This is a genomic window from Ruegeria sp. BHSA118, assembly GCF_059613405.1.
The window spans coordinates 1-16,159 of sequence record NZ_JBXWSM010000008.1; the positions used below are offsets into that span (position 1 = coordinate 1).

Sequence of the window (16,159 nt, forward strand, 5' to 3'; positions counted from 1 at the left end):
AGCGGGACACAGACCCAGTTGGGCTGGCGGTCATCATTGCGTTTGAACAGGATGATCCGGGCCACTGTCACGTTTGCAACCACGATATCCCAAAGCACCACCAGCATGTATTCCACAACCATTGGCCAGTTGCGAAGTTTGGGACGATCCGGCCAGTAGGGTTGCGTGACGAACGGAATGATGATCCCGAGGATCAGGCCAAAGATCAATGAGTTCAGCGAAGGCTTGTTCGCCAGCAGAATCCAGACCAGCGTCAGCAAAATCGTCAGGTGGGGGTGCGGGAAAACCCGGCGCAGCAGTTTCATCACTCTTCCCTTCCCAAAACGGCAGAGATGTAGTCTTCAGGCGTAAACAACTGCTCTGCGGTTTTGCTCGTGTACTCCAGAGCCGGGCCTGCGAACAGGGTCAGCAGGACCAGACCTGCCACGGCCCCGAACACAGCCGTAAAAGCAAGGCCGGGTTGCGGTTCGGGGGCGGCGGGGGCAGGCGCGTTTTCGCCTTCGGCGGTTTCATCGGTTGTGACAACCTCAGCGTCGTAGCTTTTCCAGAAAATCAACGTCCCGGCACGGGCCAGCCCGACGATGGTGACGAATGATCCAATCAGGATAACGGCCCAGACCGCGGTGGCATCGGATGCATCACGCGAAGCGTCCAGAACCAAAAGCTTGCCAACAAAGCCGGACAGCGGCGGCATTCCAGCCATCGCAATGGCGCCGACAAAGAACAAGGCAGCAATCAACCCGCTTTGCGGCATCGGCGGCTTGGGGGCTATGGCCCCTCCCTGCCGTTCCATGATCAGGTCAGCAATGAGGAACAGCAACGCGGTCGCAAGTGTCGAATGGAACACGTAGTAAAGGGCGGCTGCCGTCGCGCCGGGCGTGAACTGCGAAATCGCGATCAGCAAAGTACCCATGGACGCAATGGCGCAGAAGGCAACCATGCGGGCAATATGCTGCGATCCCAGAATGCCGACGGCGCCAACAGCAAGCGTCAGCAGCGCCGCGGGTTGCAGCCAATCGCCAACCAGACCCTGCGTGACTTCGACGTCGGGGCCGAAGGCCAGAGTGTACATTCGCAGGATCGAATAGGCCCCCACCTTGGTCATGATTGCGAACAGGGCTGCAACAGGCAGCGGGGCGTTGGCATAGCTGGCGGGCAGCCAGAAATGCAGCGGCAGAACGGCGGCCTTGATGCAGAAGACCAGCAGCAACAACACTGCACCAACCCGCAGCAATGCGGTATCTTCGGCCGGAATATCTGCAACGCGCAGGGCGATGTCCGCCATGTTCAGCGTACCGGTCACACCATAGATCGTACCGAGGGCAAACAAAAACAGGGTCGACCCCAACAGGTTATACGCCACATACTGCACACCCGCTTTCAACCGCACCGCGCCACCGCCATGTGTCATAAGGCCGTAAGACGCGATCAGCAGAACCTCGAAGAAAACGAAAAGGTTGAAGGCGTCGCCGGTCAGGAAGGCGCCACAGACACCCATGAGCTGGAAATGAAGCAGCGCGTGGAAATGCTTGCCCCGGTCATCCCAGCCCGACGCAATGGCATAAAGTACGATCGGCAGGGCCAGCAGGGCGGTCAGCAGAACCATCATTGCGGACATGCGATCCAGCACCATGACGATACCAAAGGGGGCGGGCCAGTCGCCAAGCTCGTACACCTGAATGTCCCCGCCCGAGGCCTGAGCCGTGATTGTCAGCGCAATCCCAAGCAAAGCCACGACACCCGCGACCGAGAAGATACGTTGCAGGTCCAGATGGTATCGCAGGACCATGATGATGAAAGGGGCCAGAATCGCGGGCAGGACGATCGGCGCAACGATCCAGTGGTTCATGCGTCATCTCCCGGCGCGTCAACACTGTCCTGGGCGGTCATGTCGATATGGTCATTCTTGGCGGACAGGTATGCGCTGAGCGAGATCATCACGATCACGGCGGTCATCCCGAACGAGATCACGATAGCCGTCAGGACCAGCGCCTGTGGCAGTGGGTCGGTATAGGGCACGTCCTTGTACTTGTTCAGAACCGCAGGCGCGTTCAAAGCCAGTCGTCCGGTCGCGAACAGGAAGACGTTCACCGCATAAGTGATCAGAGACAGGCCCAGAATGACCGGAAACGTCCGGCGGCGCAGGATCAGGAAGATCCCGGCAGCGGTCATGATACCGACGGCAGAGGCTACGAGCGCTTCCATCAGGCCTGCTCCTTCTCTTGTTCTTCTTCCGGCGGGTTGTCTCGCAGGGGGTTGATATCCATCGGGAATTCCTGTGCCATCCCCGGTTGCCACGCAAAGCGCGACAGGCTGTCCAGTGCCAGCATGACCGCACCCAGAACCGCCAGGAATACGCCTGTATCAAACAGCATGGCGGTGGCCCATTCGAACTCCTCCAGCGGAGGCCAGTTGATGTAGCCGAAATCGCTGGTCAGGAAGGGGCGTTCGTTGAACCACGCGCCCAACCCGGTTGCCGCGGCGATCAGAACGCCCCAGCCGATGGTGCCGTGGTAATAGAACCTCTGCCGCTCGATGGCCCAGGTATAGCCGCTGGCCATGTATTGCATCAGATAGGCAATGGCGACGATCAGGCCGGCGATAAAGCCCCCGCCGGGCTGGTTGTGCCCGCGGAAGAAGATGTACGCCCCGACCATCAGTGCGATCGGCATCATCACGCGCGTGACCACAACCATCATCAGCGGATGCGAATCCCCGGATTGCGGCCAATGCGGTTTGCGGTTCAGCAGGTAACTGCGAACATTTGTACCGAGAACGGATTCCGTCAGCGCAAAGATGATCAGCGCGGCAATGCCCAGAACGATGATCTCACCAAATGTATCAAAACCCCGGAAGTCGACAAGGATCACATTGACCACATTGGTGCCGCCGCCGCCTTTGTAGGAATTGGCCAGATGGAACTCTGAAATCGTCGGGAATGCGAAATCGCGCATCATCATCGCGTAGATCAGCGCACCGGTGCCAAGGCCCGCGACCACGGAAATCGCCGCGTCCCGCCAACGCCGCGCCGCCGAACTGTCCCAGGGCGTTTCGGTCGGCAGGAAGTTCAGCGACAGCAACAAAAGGATCATTGTCACCACCTCGACCGAGATTTGCGTCAAGGCAAGGTCCGGGGCCGAGAGATAGTTGAAGGCAATCGAAACGATCAGGCCGACGACACCGATCAATACCAATGACAAAAGACGATTCCGGTGGAACCACATGATGCCCAGCGTCGCACCCACAAGGCAGATCCAGCCAATGATCGGAATGATCTGGGCCGGCAGCGGAACGCGGGTTTCAATACCGATTGTTCCGGTCGAATACGCGTAATAACCTAGGCCAACGGTAAAGGCGACAAAGATGATCGCATAGCGGCTGAGGACCCCGTTGTGCATCTCATCGGTGATCCAGCGGCTCAGCCTGGTCAGCGCTTCTATGATTGTTTCAAAGATCTGCTTGGCTTCGGGGCGGGGCAGGGCGTTCCAGATCCGCTCACCTCGTTTGTGCAACGCCAGCAGGAACAGACCGCCCAGCGTGGCCACGACCGACATGTAAAGGGCCGGTGTGAAGCCATGCCAGAGTTTCAGCGAGTAATACGGAAGCTTCTCGCCGCCGATCACCGCGCTGGACACCACTGCAACCAATGGTCCGACAATGGCCGCAGAATAGAGGCCGATCAGAATGACAAGCACGGCCAGGAACGCGGGGGCGATCCACAATCCAACGGGCGGATCATGCGGGTGTGCCGGATAATCTTCCCGCTGTGGTCCAAGAAAGACGTGGCTGACGAAGCGGAAGGAATACGCGGCCGAGAACAACGCAGCCAACAGCGCCAGCCCCGGCACCAGGTAGTGAGAGTGCAGCCATGTGGTGTGCACGGTTTCCTCAAGCATCATCTCTTTGGACAGGAAACCGTTCAAAGGCGGCAGGCCGGCCATCGAGAGGGCGGCAATCGTGCCAATGGTGAAGGTGATCGGCATCAGGTGGCGCAAGCCGCCCAGCCTTTTGATATCGCGCGTGCCGGTTTCGTGATCCACGATCCCGGCGGTCATGAACAAGGCGGCTTTGAATGTTGCATGGTTGATAATGTGAAACACGGCAGCGACGGCGGCAATTTTTGTGCCAAAGCCCAGCAGCATGGTGATGAGGCCCAGATGCGAAACGGTCGAAAATGCCAGCAATGCCTTGAGGTCGTCCTTGAACAACGCGATTGACGCGCCGATCAGCATGGTGATCAGCCCCGTCGTGGCGACGATATAGAACCACGCATCCGTGCCGGCCAGAACCGGCCACATCCGTGCCATCAGGAACAGGCCCGCTTTCACCATGGTGGCAGAGTGCAGATAGGCCGAAACCGGTGTCGGCGCGGCCATGGCGTGCGGCAGCCAGAAATGAAACGGGAACTGCGCCGACTTGGTAAAACAGCCCAGCAGGATCAGGATCAGCGCAGGCATGTAGTAGGGTGAAGCCTGGATCAGTTCTTTGTTCTGCAAAATGACGCTGAGGTCGTAAGACCCCACGATATTGCCTAGGATCAGCATCCCGGCAATCATCGCCAAACCGCCAGAGCCGGTGACAGCCAGTGCCATGCGCGCGCCCTGCCGGCCTTCGGGAAGGTGCTTCCAATAGCCGATCAGAAGGAATGAGCTGAGCGATGTAAGCTCCCAGAAAACAATCAAAAGCAGGATATTGTCGGACAGGACAATACCAACCATCGCCCCCTGAAACAGCAGCAGGTAGGTATAGAACTGCCCCATCGGATCTTCGCGCGACAGGTAGAACCGTGCGTAGAGAATGATGAGCAATCCAATGACAAGGATCAGCAACGCGAACAAAAATCCCAGGCCGTCCAGCATGAAGTTCGCGTTCAGCCCCAGCCCCGGTATCCACTCGAACCGGGCGGTCACGACGTCTCCGCGCATCACCGCAGGGATATGGATCAACAGGCCCATCAGGGCCAGGAATGTGGTCAACCCGGCGGCAGAGGCGGCGGCGTTCCGGCCTGCCCGGATCAGCAGGGCAGGAAAAACAGCGCCGAGGAAGGGAAGGGCCGCGATAAGGAATAGGGACAAGTGCGATACTCCGGTCTGGGCGGTCAGTGTGAAGCCAATTTTGTAAGGATATTTTCCCGACTGTCCAGATATTGTAACTTTTTTACAGAGTCCTACTGGCCCCATCGGAAACTCTGCAGGGATTCGAAAAAATGACGTGATCTTGATGTGGGCCGGGTTTTTCAACGCCCCCGTTTCTGACCATCTGTGATAGAACACATGTCAGCGAACAGGAGGCTGAAGCTTGGCCGAGAAGGTGAACCGAACCCGAAGATGGTTGTTGATCGGCGTATGCGCGGCGATTGCAGGCGGGGTTGCGATCAGAGAATACCGTTTGATCCCCGAAGACCACGGCGGCGACCGGATAGCGGTTGCCGAAGCCTATGAGAGGGCCTCGAAGGGAAACGTTCTGTTGATCGATATCCGTACGCCGCGTGAATGGCGCGCATCGGGCATAGGCGAAGGCGCCGTGCCTCTGGACATGCGGCGCGAGGATTTTGTCAATGCGCTGACGGAATTGGCTGGCGGCGATCCGGCGACCCCGGTGGCCTTGATCTGCGCGCGCGGCGTGCGCTCGGCGCGCCTGAGCAACCGCCTGATCGAAGCTGGATTCACCAATGTGATCGACGTGCCCGAGGGCATGTTGGGCTCGGCCGCAGGGCCGGGATGGGTTCGGGCCGGATTGCCGGTGCGAAAATATGATGAGGATGCAGGATGATCCGGGAATTCAGCCTTGTTTTGGCCTTGGCAGTGACCGGGCAGACCGCTTTCGCGGGGTGTGCCGATCAAGAGGATACCTGTGAGACTCCCATGGGTGCCTATCACATCGAACTGCCCGACGCGGACAATGCGCCCATGGTGGTATTCCTGCACGGGTATGGCGGCAGTGGGGCGGGTACGATGCGCAATCGCGGGATGGTCGAACCGCTGTTAGAGCGCGGCTATGCGGTGATGGCCCCTGAGGGGTTGGAACGGCCCGACCGGGGCGGCACCAAAAGCTGGAACTTCTATCCCGGTTTTGGTGAGCGGGACGAAACCGCCTTTCTGACCGAAGCGGTGCAAGACGCGGCACGGCGGTTTGGCATTGACACTGACCGTGTTCTGCTGGGCGGGTTTTCCGCCGGAGCCTTCATGGTCAACTATCTGGCTTGCGAGAGCCCCGATACGTTTTCGGCCTATGTCCCGGTGTCCGGTGGTTTCTGGCGCCCGCACCCTGAAACCTGCGAAGGTCCGATCCGCATGTTCCACACGCATGGCTGGTCCGACAATGTGGTGCCGCTGGAAGGGCGCTTGCTGGGCGGAGGACGCTTTCAGCAGGGAGATATCCATGCGGGTCTCGAAATCTGGCGGGATGCGAACGGTTGTGTCGATCACAAACCGGCCGGGTTCAGCACGACGGGTGATTTCATGCGCCGCCGCTGGACCACCTGTGCCGAAGGCAGCGCGCTGGAATTTGCACTGTTTCCCGGAGGGCACACCGTTCCCGCGGGCTGGGCCGACATGATAGTCGATTGGTACGAAGGGCTTCCAGGCAGTTGATCACTCTGCCGGGGTCATGTTGCCTTTGCCTTCGACCAGTCGCTTCAGTTCATTGCGATAGCGGCGCGCCGACCGGGTAATGGCGGGTTCGCTGAAGTCCTCCCGCATTCCGACCATCTTGCGCGCGGCACCTGCCGAGACACCGCTGAGCGCAGACAACGGGATAGCCAGCGCCAGACTGATGGCGATCGGGGCCAGCCAGATCGACACCAGACCGGACAGGATACCGACGCTCAGCGCCACTCCACTGATGGTTTCCAGCGCATGGCACAGGATCAGCGTTCGCAGACCATAGGTGCCACCGTCGCGGGCCTGAGGCGACCAGCCGCGCTGAATGCCGAAAGCCGTACGGAAAACAGCGATCATCTGTTGCACCATCAGGATCGGAGCGTAAAGGATCGACAACAGAACCTCGGCCAGGAAAGAGGCGAGGAATTTGCGCCCTCCACCGAAATCCGCGTAGCGTACGCCGCTCAGCGGCAGGGCCAGAACGCCCAGAACCTTGGGGGCCAACAGCATCGCGTACATGACCAGAATAATCAGCACGTGGCGGGTTTCCGACATCTCGGGCCATTGCGGGAACAAAGGATTGTCGGGGCTGAAATAATGCAGGACAGAGGCGTCCTGACCCTGACCGATCAGCGCCCACATCAACAATAGTGCAAACCACAAAGGGGACATCAGATAGCCGACCGCGCCGTGGAACATGTGAAACCGCGACACCGCACGGAATCCGGAAGAACCCAGCAGTTTCAGGTGTTGCAGGTTGCCCTGGCACCAGCGGCGGTCCCGCATGGCGTGATCGATGAGGGTCGGCGGTGTTTCTTCATATGATCCGCGAATACGCGGCAGAAATCGCACGGCCCATCCGGCGCGGCGCAGCAGGCCGGCCTCGACAAAATCGTGGCTCATGATCAGCTTGTCCTGACCACTGAACGAACGCAGCTTGGGCAGGCCGGCGCTGGTGGCAAAAGCCTTGGTGCGGATAATCGCGTTATGGCCCCAATAGTTGCCCTCTTGCCCGCACCAACGGGCCAGACCTTCGGCAAAGGCGATGCCGTAGACCCCATTGGCGAATTGTTGCATCCGGGCAAAAACCGATTGCGCGCCGATCAGTTGCGGATAGCTCTGGATCAGCCCGGCACCGGGATCACGCGCCAGCGCATCGGTCAGCCGATGTATGGCGCGACCTGTCATCAGGCTGTCCGCATCCAGAACCAGCATCGCGTCCCAGTCTGCGCCCCAGCGACTGACCCAGTCGGCGATGTTACCCACCTTGCGGTCGGTGTTCTGCTCGCGGCGGCGGTAATACAACTCCAGCCCCGGGGCGAGCGTGGTACGCAGGGCTTCGACGCTGGCCTGTTCCTGTGCCGCGATTTCAGGATCGCGTGTGTCGGACAGGATGAACATGGCATAGTGATGCTGACCACCGCGTGCCTGCAAATCCTCAAGCATGGTGCGGGCATTGCCCAGCACGTTCCATGGCACTTCGTTGTAGACCGGTGTCAAAAGGGCCACGCGCAGGGGTTGTGCTGTGCGCTTGCGCTGCGGACGATCCTGTCGCGACAGCGACACCATACCCAGCAGAACGGTGCAGACCGTGAATGAAATCCAAAAGAAGTTGAACGAGATAAGCGCCAACAGGATGCCTTCGATCAGATTGATCCCCTGGGCGCTGAACCAGTCGCTCATGATCCATAGCAGGCCCAATGTCGCCACCATCGCCGGTGAAAACGCAAGCGCGCGCCAAAATCCGGTCGCACTCGTGTCTGTGCCCGACGGGGCATCGGCATCGTGGAACCCTACGCTGAAATTCTGCGCGGGCATCGCCAGAGGGGCCTCGGGCGGCATGATATGCAGATCGCGGTTCATATGGTCCATCGGTAAAGCCACACCTCAGAGGCGGGCTGTTTGTCTTTCAGCAGCTGCGCGCGCAATTCAACATGATCGCGCTCTTCAGGTTGGAACGAAAACGCCAGACGCAACCCACCCGTATCCGGGTTGCGTTGCAGAACACCGTCCGAGGTTTCGGCATGAGGGGAATCCACGAAGACACTGATCGTCTCGATATCATCGAACAAGTCGCTGTCTTCAAAATCGATGACGGCCAGCCGGCCTTCGCCAAAGGTGTTCTCGCCCATCGCGGTGTTGATCACGCGCGGCATCGGTGTGCGCTGGGGTTCTTCCCCCCAGATCAGGCGATAGGACAGATCAACCTGACTGCCTGCCGCATAAGGTTCAGCGGGCCTCCAATAGGCGACGATGTTGTCATAGATTTCCTGATCTGCCGGGATCTCGACCAGCGTGACCGAGCCTTTGCCCCAGTCTTCCTGGGGCTCGACCCACAGGCCCGGGCGCTTGTGGTAATTGGCCTCAAGATCGGCGTAGTCCGAAAACTCTCGTTTGCGCTGCATCAGACCGAACCCGCGCGGGTTTGTATCGACGAAGGATGAAACCTGCAATCGGGTCGGATTGGCCAACGGACGCCACAGAACCTCGCCCGCACCATTGCGCACCAGCAGCCCGTCGCTGTCGTGCACAGCTGGGCGGAAATCGTCGAACCGGCTGTGGTTGGTCTGATCGAACAAGAACATCGAAGTTCCCGGAGCGATACCTACATGGGGCAGGTCTTCGCGCGGGAACAGCGTTGCCTCGACATCCATGATGCAATCCGCGCCCGCCGTGACGTTGAAACGATAGGCGCCGGTCACGCTGGGGCTGTCCAACAATGCGTGCACGACCATACTGCGTTGGCCCGGTTCGGGGCGTTCCAGCCAGAAACGGATGAATTCGGGAAATTCTTCGCCGTCCGGGTCGCCGGTTTTCAACGCCAGACCCCGCGCGGACAGCCCGTAAACCTCGTGCAGGCCAATGGCGCGGAAATAGCTGGCCCCCTGCCAGACGCAGAATTCATCAGTCTTGCCGGGGCGGTGCATTTCAGTGCGCAGACGCAGGCCCGAGAAGCCCAGCGTGTCATCGACCGGCAGTTGCGGCACGTCTTCGGATTTGTCGAACATTTCCAGATCGAAGGCGACCGGCTTGGTCATTCCGTTCTCGACCGTTTCCACCTTGACGGTGCGCGGGAAATACAGGCCCGGGGTGAAGAAATCCACGTTGAACGGTGTCTCGGTTTCATACCACAGCGCCCGGTCAAGCCGGAATCGGATGGAACGGTACTGCTGATAGGTCAGGTCCTGCCATTCCTGTGGTACCATCTCGCGTTCCACATAGGGGCGGCTGGCCAGATCGCGGGCCATCTCGATCACATGGTCGCGGTCAAAAGGCGTCGCACCGCTCGTCGCATAGGCGGATGGAGCGAAGGCCAAAGCAGTCGTCGAGACGAGGAATGCGCGACGGGTAAATTTCATTTCTTCGACTTCCAGGGTTGTGACTTGAACCAAGCTGCCAGATAGGCAACGCCGATGATCATCGCAAACCCAATCATGTTGGCGATAAAGACAGTGGCGACATCCCGCCCAGCCTGATCCAGCGCGACGCCGATCAGCCGAGCCGCAGCCATGGAAAACACAAATACGGCAAGGGATTGCTGGCCGACCTTGGTGATAACGGCAAGCAGGAATTGCCAGATGCGTGCGCCCACACCATGACCTGTCGCGATCAGGCGGTGGCCGTGCTCGCCCGCTGCAACCCATCCCAGATAGGCCAGCGACAGAAAGTGGACATATCGAAGAAGGCCGAACTCGGTTTTGCCACGCAGCTCTTCGGTCAGGGGCCAGCCCTTGCGAATCACTGCGCCAAGCTCGGGTGCAGCAGTGTTGATCCAGGTAAAGACCTTCCATGAGCCGAACGGGGCTGACAATACGACAAAGGCAATCGCCACCCAGATCAAAGATTTCGACACGGGCGGGGCCGGAATCCAACCGCGCATGAAGGCGAAGCCGGTGAAAAACAGCAATTGCCATCCGAAGGGGTTGAAGAACCATTGGCGCTCGGACCAGGGTTCAGCGGGCAGGGCAAGCGCGCCGGTTTGTGCGACGAACCAGATGATCACGCAAACTGCCGCCATCAGCCAGAAACTGACGCGATAGAGTGCCATGTAAAGCGGCATCAGCGCCAGTACGACCAGATACATCGGCAGGATATCGAAGTAGTTCGGCACATAGGTCAGGGTGAAAATCCCGACCATTTGCGGGGCCGGGTCATTGAAGAAATGCTGAAGGTTCAGCGACGAGACATAGGTCTTCTCGAACGCACCGGTCTGATCCAGCGCGGCCATTGTCATTGCAACAAAGAAGAACAGGGCAATATGGGCCCAATAGACCTGCCAGATGCGATAGGCCACTCGGGCGGTGCCCATCCACCATCCCTTGCGCAGAAATGCCCCACCAAAAGCAATGGCCGAGGCCATGCCCGAGCAGAACACAAAGATCTCGGTTGCGTCCGAGTACCCAAAGCGCGCCGGGATCCAATTGGCCCAAGGATCATTGGGAATGTGGGCGATCAGGATGATGAACATCGCGATGCCGCGATAGAAATCCAGACGCGGATCACGCGCACTGGCAGGGGCTGCGGCCGGGGCCGCAGCGGATACAAAATCAGAAGCGGGCGATATGGTCGCCATACGTTTTCTGTCCTTCTTGGTCTTCTTGTTATTCGGCGGGGACGCTTTGGACGTCACCGCTGTCGCGGGCCGCGTCGATCAGGGCGCGACGCGCGATGGCATAATTGTCTTCGCCCCCGGCGCGCTTGGCGCGACGGTCATCCAGAATGCGTTCCACCGCGTCCAAGCGACCCGCGCGCAGGCCGGAATCAATGGTAATGCGTTCAAATACATCACGTTGCGCGTGGCTGCCACCGGCCAGTTGCATGGAATCGCGCGCCGCGAGCAGATGATCAAACGCGGTTCCATAGTGGCCGTCACCAAAGGCCTCAAGGCCCATGGCCGCAGCGATACCGGGGTCTGCCATGCGGCGGGTGGCGTCGTTGTCGGCACGGGCCGCATCCTTGTTCATGCGGTTCAGCATCTTGACCGTGGCATCGGCGCGATTGTCACCGGTAAGCGCCAGCAGGTAATGCAGATCCGCAAAGATCAGGCAGCCGTCTTCCGTTCGTGCGGCACTCAGATCAGCCAGCTCTTCCCAGCGATTTCCGACATTCACACCCTCAAGTTCAAGCCGCATCAGCAGCGAAGTACCGTTCGAGATGTCACGGTAATCGTCGGTTTTGTCCTTGCGGACGTGGTTGTCATACAGATCCATCACCTGATCGACCTGACCCAGATCCAGATGCATCAGCGCCTTGTGCCACCACACGTGGTAACGGAAGTTGTTGCAGTGGGCCCAGGCCGCCTCGCGCCCGGCCAGCCAGTCAAGGCCCAGCTGCGCATTGCCGGTCATTTCGTGGACATGGGCCACCGCGTGCAGGCCCCAGGCATCGTCGGACACCATCCACAGCGCCTGACGGCCCGCGATTTCGGCCTTTTCATAAGCGCCTGTTTCTTCCAGTGCGAAGGAATGACAGCCCAGCAGATAGCCGCGCCCGGGGTGGTCCGGCTCATAAGCGGGCATCACCCGTTCGATCGAGCGGCGCATCCCGTTTGCATCACCCAGAACGAAGCGGGTCGCATGGCTTAGTTTCATCGCCAGCGTGTCCTGCGGGTGATCGCGCAGAATCGCTTCGAATTTCTGCACCGCCTGCGTCTGTTGCCCCGCCAGATAGAGGGCAAGCGAATCCACATAAAGACGCTCACGCGTGGTTATGGGCTGGCGTTCCATCGCCGCGTTGGCAGCCGCCAGCGCTTCGACAGCAACGGCCATCATCTCGCGCCGCCCAAGCAGCGCCATGAACAGACCTTTGACCGCATGACCCAGCGCGAAGTCGGGCTCGAGTTCCAGCACTTTGCCCAAGTGTTGGGGCGTGACAGCGGCATGAGCCATGAACCCAAGCAGAACACCATTCCACGCTTCGACTGCTGCCGGCTGGGTCAGGGTGTTCATCTGTCCGAAAACGTCTTGTTTCATACTTGGGTCCAATCTGATTGCGATATTTGACACTGTTCGATGTACCAGAGTGTGCGAGAGGGGCGTAACAGTATCGACGCTGCTCTCGAATTGGTGAAATGACGTGTGCGAAAAAGGTGAAAAAAACCGCCGATTCAAGGGCATGTTTCAGCGACTTGTCGCCTAGATGTGCAAGTATTTCAATCCTCGAACGGGTTTTCGGCGCTCAGAACAGCCTCAGTATCGGCCCCACAGACCGGTGGGGCGTTACGATATGTTACAGGTGTCCGAGACAGGTTCAGGGGATTCCCGATCAGGTTGACCTGACCCGGCTGGGCCTGCATGGCAATCTGCATCTGTCTTGCGGCCACTTGTTCCGTGTTGAACACCTGATCCAGCGTCTGCACCGGGCCGACGGGCACTTTGACAGCCTCCAGACCGGAAATGACGGTCTGGGTGTCCAGCGCCTTCACTGTGGGGCGAAGAATCGAATTCAGCGCATCACGATGTTCCAGACGGGCCGGGTTGGTCGCGAATCTCGGATCGTCTGCCAGTTCAGGAGCATTGATGAAGTTGCAGAGTTTTCTGAATTGGCCGTCATTTCCAACCGCGAGAATCACGTGCCCATCGGCAGTTTCGTAGACGTCATAAGGGACGATGTTCGGGTGCCCGTTTCCGCGTCGTTGCGGAACATTGCCTGACGTCAGATAGTTGACGCCTTCATTGATCAGCCAGGCGATCTGAGAATCCACCAGCGCCAGATCGACCTGCTGGCCCTCGCCGGTCAGGTCGCGGTGGCGCAGCGCGGCCAGAATACCCACGGTTGCATACATCCCGCACATCACGTCGGCAATGCCAACACCCACCTTCATGGGCGCGCCCTTGGGGTCGCCGGTCAGTGACATGATCCCGCCATAGCCCTGCGCCATCAGGTCATAGCCGGGCTTGCTGGCATTCGGCCCGGTTTGGCCGTAACCCGAGATTGAACAGTATACGAGGCTTGGAAACTCTTGCGACAGGGTGGCATAGTCCAGCCCGTATTTGGCCAGCCCGCCCGGTTTGAAGTTCTCGATCAGGATGTCCGCATGTGACGCCAAGCGTCTGATTTCCGCCTGACCCTCGGCCGAGGAGATATCCAGCGCGACGGATTTCTTGTTGCGGTTGGCAGACATGAAATAGGCGCTCAGATCGGATCGGTTGCCCTCGGCATCGCTCACGTAGGGCGGGCCCCATTGCCGCGTGTCGTCGCCCCCGGTTGCCGGGTTTTCGATCTTGATGACGCTTGCGCCCAGATCGCCCAGAAGCTGTGTGCATGTTGGGCCTGCCAGGATACGGCTAAGGTCCAGAACCTTCACACCCTTCAATGGGCCTTCAGATGCGGCCATCATAGCCTCCACGCTCAACTTCAGCAGCAATCACCGTAAATGTCTCAGCCTTTACAGCAGCTTCCAGTGCGGCGCGCAACTCTGTCCTGTTGCGAACCGTATGGCCATTGCCGCCAAAGGCCCGGCCCATGGCGGCAAAATCATGATGGCCGAAATCCACGCCCGTGTTGCCCATCTGTCGCTGGCGCTGTTTTAGCTCGATCAGGGCAAGGCTGGCATCCACGAAGACCAGAAAAATCGGGTTGCCGCCCATTTCAGCCGCTGTCGACAACTCGCCCGCAACCATCAGGAACCCCGCGTCCCCCGAGAAGCTGATCACCGGGCGGTCGGGTTCGGCCAGTTTCAGGCCAATGGCCATGGGTAGGGCACATCCCATCGTGCACAAAGCCGAGGACTGGATCAGCCCGCGTTCTTCGCTGCATGCCCACATCTGGCTCAGCAGAATGCGGTGTGCGCCGCTGTCGGCCGTGGCCAGTGTTTCAGGCGGCAGGACGGCGCGGGTTTCGGCAATAACGGCAGCGGGCCCCCAGTTTTCATCGGTGGGAAAGGCCTTTGCCAGCGCGGCCTTGACCTGCGTGGGTTCGTTGCCCGGCCATGTCTCACGGGCCGGGTTACCTTTGGCTATTGCCTCCAATGTCTCGCCCGTGTCGGCGACAAGGTTCAATCCAGCCTGATGCATGTAGTGGTCGTTGACCACGGCAGATATATCGATCACGCGCTTTTCTTCCGGATCCCAGATCTCACGCCAGCCGGGGCGCATTTCGATCGGGTCATATCCCAGACACAATACCAGATCCGATTGTTCGATCAGAGGCAGAAGGTGCTTGTCAGCCAGCGGCGACAGCCCTGCGCCGCCCAGACACAGCGCGTGATCCTCGGGCACGACGCCTTTGGCCTTGTAGGTCGTCACGAAAGGAATACCAAAATGCTCCAGGAACGCCTGCACCACACTACGCGAGTCGTCATAGAGGACATCCAGACCGATGATAGCGACGGGGCGTTCGGCCTCGGCCACCCAGCGGCGGGCCTTCTCAAGGCATTCCCCACCGGGGCTGACTGGCGCGACCTTGGCCAGCCGGCGGCGTTTCACGCCGGTAACAGGCGTGTCGGCAACCGAGATAGGCACATCGATATGAACCGGGCCGGGTCGTGGCTGCATGGCCAGCGACACCGCCTTGTCGGCAATGATATCCGCGCCTTTGGCTGTCAGCGTATAAGTGCCTTTGGTGATCGAGCGATAAACCCGGCTGTGATCCATGACCTGATGGGTATAGGTCAATGCTTCGTCCGCATCGACGCATCCGGTCAGAACGACCATCGGCACACGATCCTGCAAAGCGTTCGCCACCACATTGATCCCGTTCATTGCGCCCGGACCCAGAGTGGCCACCAGAATCGCAGGTGCACCGTCGCGATGATGAACCGCCTCGGCCATGAACCCGGCAGAGTTTTCGTGCTTGGTCAGGTGAAAGGTGATCCCAGCCTTTTCCAGCGCATCGACCAGCGTCAGGACCTCGCCCCCCGGCATCCCGAATGCGTGTCGGCACCCCGCTTCATACAGGCGTTGGGCCAGAATATCCGCAGCGCGGGGCGAGGGGTCTTGCATCAGTCATGCTCCGATAAAACCGTTTCAAGCAGATTGCGGAGGACGTTCCCGGACGCAAGGCGGTTCACGTCAGTGTGACTATTTGACTGCGTCTTCAGCGACGGATTGAAAAGTTTTATCCAGTTCCACGGCAATGTCCTGCAAAGCTTGCCCGCCTTCCGCCATGTAAGGGTCAAACACGAAACTGGGGGTCTTGTAAGACAGGGTTGCGGTTCCGTCCTCGTTCTCGGTGACATAGAAACGGATCGGTGCTTCGATCATCGCATTGGTAGAGGTTTCCAGCACCCGCACCGCGTAATCGTTGTTGAACGCGCCAATCACCATGTTACCCGGAATGGTGATCCCTCGTGCCGCAGCTGCCTTGGTGGGTCCAGCCTGCGTCACCACAATCAGCCCGTTGTCCTTGATCGCAACCTTGGTCGCATTGACCAGTTCCGAGTAGGTCTTGTCCGCGGGAAGCACGGCCCAACCGGTTGGGGCGTCTTGTGCCCAAACGGGTAAAGCGATCAGGCAGAGCAAGGGAATGAGGGCTTTCATTGTCACGTCTCCTGTATTGAGGTGCAACCTGTGTGCCAGACCTGAGCGATCCGCGTCATCACAAACCCGTGTTTATTT

The 16,159-nt window shown here is 59.5% G+C and carries 13 protein-coding genes; 2 read left to right on the plus strand and 11 right to left on the minus strand.

Translation table 11 applies throughout. From position 1 onward, the window contains the following. The 4 genes from AC2FNN_RS04195 to AC2FNN_RS04210 form a co-directional block, all read right to left on the minus strand. A partial coding sequence (locus tag AC2FNN_RS04195) for a Na+/H+ antiporter subunit E (protein ID WP_496756825.1) occupies positions 1–305 on the minus strand: 305 nt, incomplete at its 3' end. Continuing rightward, the gene (locus AC2FNN_RS04200; protein ID WP_496756827.1) at positions 305–1,849 is read right to left on the minus strand and encodes a monovalent cation/H+ antiporter subunit D; all 1,545 of its coding nucleotides are present in this window, start codon (positions 1,847–1,849) and stop codon (positions 305–307) included. The genes AC2FNN_RS04200 and AC2FNN_RS04195, both read right to left, overlap by 1 nt. Beyond that, positions 1,846–2,205: a Na+/H+ antiporter subunit C gene (locus AC2FNN_RS04205; RefSeq protein WP_171633661.1), complete on the minus strand. Its 360-nt coding sequence runs from the start codon at positions 2,203–2,205 to the stop codon at positions 1,846–1,848. The genes AC2FNN_RS04200 and AC2FNN_RS04205 overlap by 4 nt, the downstream gene beginning before the upstream one ends. Then, a complete protein-coding gene (locus tag AC2FNN_RS04210; protein WP_496756829.1) occupies positions 2,205–5,075 on the minus strand; it encodes a monovalent cation/H+ antiporter subunit A in 2,871 nt (956 codons plus the stop codon). Before AC2FNN_RS04210 ends, AC2FNN_RS04205 begins: the two co-directional genes overlap by 1 nt. 223 nt (positions 5,076–5,298) lie before the next feature. Here AC2FNN_RS04210 and AC2FNN_RS04215 point away from each other — a divergent pair, with 223 nt between their 5' ends. Both AC2FNN_RS04215 and AC2FNN_RS04220 read left to right on the plus strand, forming a co-directional pair. After that, complete coding sequence (locus tag AC2FNN_RS04215) at positions 5,299–5,772, plus strand: rhodanese-like domain-containing protein (RefSeq protein WP_496756831.1); 474 nt, start codon at positions 5,299–5,301, stop codon at positions 5,770–5,772. After that, positions 5,769–6,593 carry a CE1 family esterase gene (locus AC2FNN_RS04220; RefSeq protein ID WP_496756832.1) on the plus strand — a complete coding sequence of 275 codons (825 nt, stop codon included), beginning with the start codon at positions 5,769–5,771 and terminating at the stop codon, positions 6,591–6,593. The genes AC2FNN_RS04215 and AC2FNN_RS04220 overlap by 4 nt, the downstream gene beginning before the upstream one ends. Here AC2FNN_RS04220 and mdoH read toward each other — a convergent pair whose 3' ends face one another. The 7 genes from mdoH to AC2FNN_RS04255 form a co-directional block, all read right to left on the minus strand. Further along, positions 6,594–8,465, minus strand: a complete 1,872-nt coding sequence (gene mdoH / locus AC2FNN_RS04225; protein WP_496756922.1) for a glucans biosynthesis glucosyltransferase MdoH — start codon at positions 8,463–8,465, stop codon at positions 6,594–6,596. Next, complete coding sequence (locus AC2FNN_RS04230) at positions 8,462–9,961, minus strand: OpgD/OpgG family glucan biosynthesis protein (RefSeq protein WP_496756833.1); 1,500 nt, start codon at positions 9,959–9,961, stop codon at positions 8,462–8,464. The genes mdoH and AC2FNN_RS04230 overlap by 4 nt, the downstream gene beginning before the upstream one ends. Beyond that, positions 9,958–11,175, minus strand: coding sequence for an OpgC family protein (locus AC2FNN_RS04235; RefSeq protein ID WP_496756835.1), 1,218 nt, complete (start codon positions 11,173–11,175; stop codon positions 9,958–9,960). The genes AC2FNN_RS04230 and AC2FNN_RS04235 overlap by 4 nt, the downstream gene beginning before the upstream one ends. A 28-nt stretch (positions 11,176–11,203) precedes the next feature. Beyond that, positions 11,204–12,574 carry a tetratricopeptide repeat protein gene (locus tag AC2FNN_RS04240; protein WP_496756836.1) on the minus strand — a complete coding sequence of 457 codons (1,371 nt, stop codon included), beginning with the start codon at positions 12,572–12,574 and terminating at the stop codon, positions 11,204–11,206. Positions 12,575–12,753: 179 nt separating this feature from the next. Beyond that, entirely contained in the window at positions 12,754–13,938 is a 1,185-nt protein-coding gene (locus AC2FNN_RS04245; RefSeq protein ID WP_496756837.1) for a CaiB/BaiF CoA transferase family protein, read from the minus strand. Beyond that, positions 13,925–15,544: a thiamine pyrophosphate-binding protein gene (locus AC2FNN_RS04250; protein WP_496756838.1), complete on the minus strand. Its 1,620-nt coding sequence runs from the start codon at positions 15,542–15,544 to the stop codon at positions 13,925–13,927. Before AC2FNN_RS04250 ends, AC2FNN_RS04245 begins: the two co-directional genes overlap by 14 nt. Positions 15,545–15,622: 78 nt before the next feature. After that, positions 15,623–16,081, minus strand: a complete 459-nt coding sequence (locus tag AC2FNN_RS04255; RefSeq protein ID WP_496756839.1) for a DUF302 domain-containing protein — start codon at positions 16,079–16,081, stop codon at positions 15,623–15,625. Positions 16,082–16,159 lie beyond the last annotated feature (78 nt).

Coding starts and splice junctions, on each gene's coding strand:
- AC2FNN_RS04200 (WP_496756827.1), bottom strand. CDS start 1,849: ATGAACCACTGGATCGTTGCGCCGATCGTCCTGCCCGCGATTCTGGCC.
- AC2FNN_RS04205 (WP_171633661.1), bottom strand. CDS start 2,205: ATGGAAGCGCTCGTAGCCTCTGCCGTCGGTATCATGACCGCTGCCGGG.
- AC2FNN_RS04220 (WP_496756832.1), top strand. CDS start 5,769: ATGATCCGGGAATTCAGCCTTGTTTTGGCCTTGGCAGTGACCGGGCAG.
- mdoH (WP_496756922.1), bottom strand. CDS start 8,465: ATGAACCGCGATCTGCATATCATGCCGCCCGAGGCCCCTCTGGCGATG.
- AC2FNN_RS04230 (WP_496756833.1), bottom strand. CDS start 9,961: ATGAAATTTACCCGTCGCGCATTCCTCGTCTCGACGACTGCTTTGGCC.
- AC2FNN_RS04235 (WP_496756835.1), bottom strand. CDS start 11,175: ATGGCGACCATATCGCCCGCTTCTGATTTTGTATCCGCTGCGGCCCCG.
- AC2FNN_RS04240 (WP_496756836.1), bottom strand. CDS start 12,574: ATGAAACAAGACGTTTTCGGACAGATGAACACCCTGACCCAGCCGGCA.
- AC2FNN_RS04245 (WP_496756837.1), bottom strand. CDS start 13,938: ATGGCCGCATCTGAAGGCCCATTGAAGGGTGTGAAGGTTCTGGACCTT.
- AC2FNN_RS04250 (WP_496756838.1), bottom strand. CDS start 15,544: ATGCAAGACCCCTCGCCCCGCGCTGCGGATATTCTGGCCCAACGCCTG.
- AC2FNN_RS04255 (WP_496756839.1), bottom strand. CDS start 16,081: ATGAAAGCCCTCATTCCCTTGCTCTGCCTGATCGCTTTACCCGTTTGG.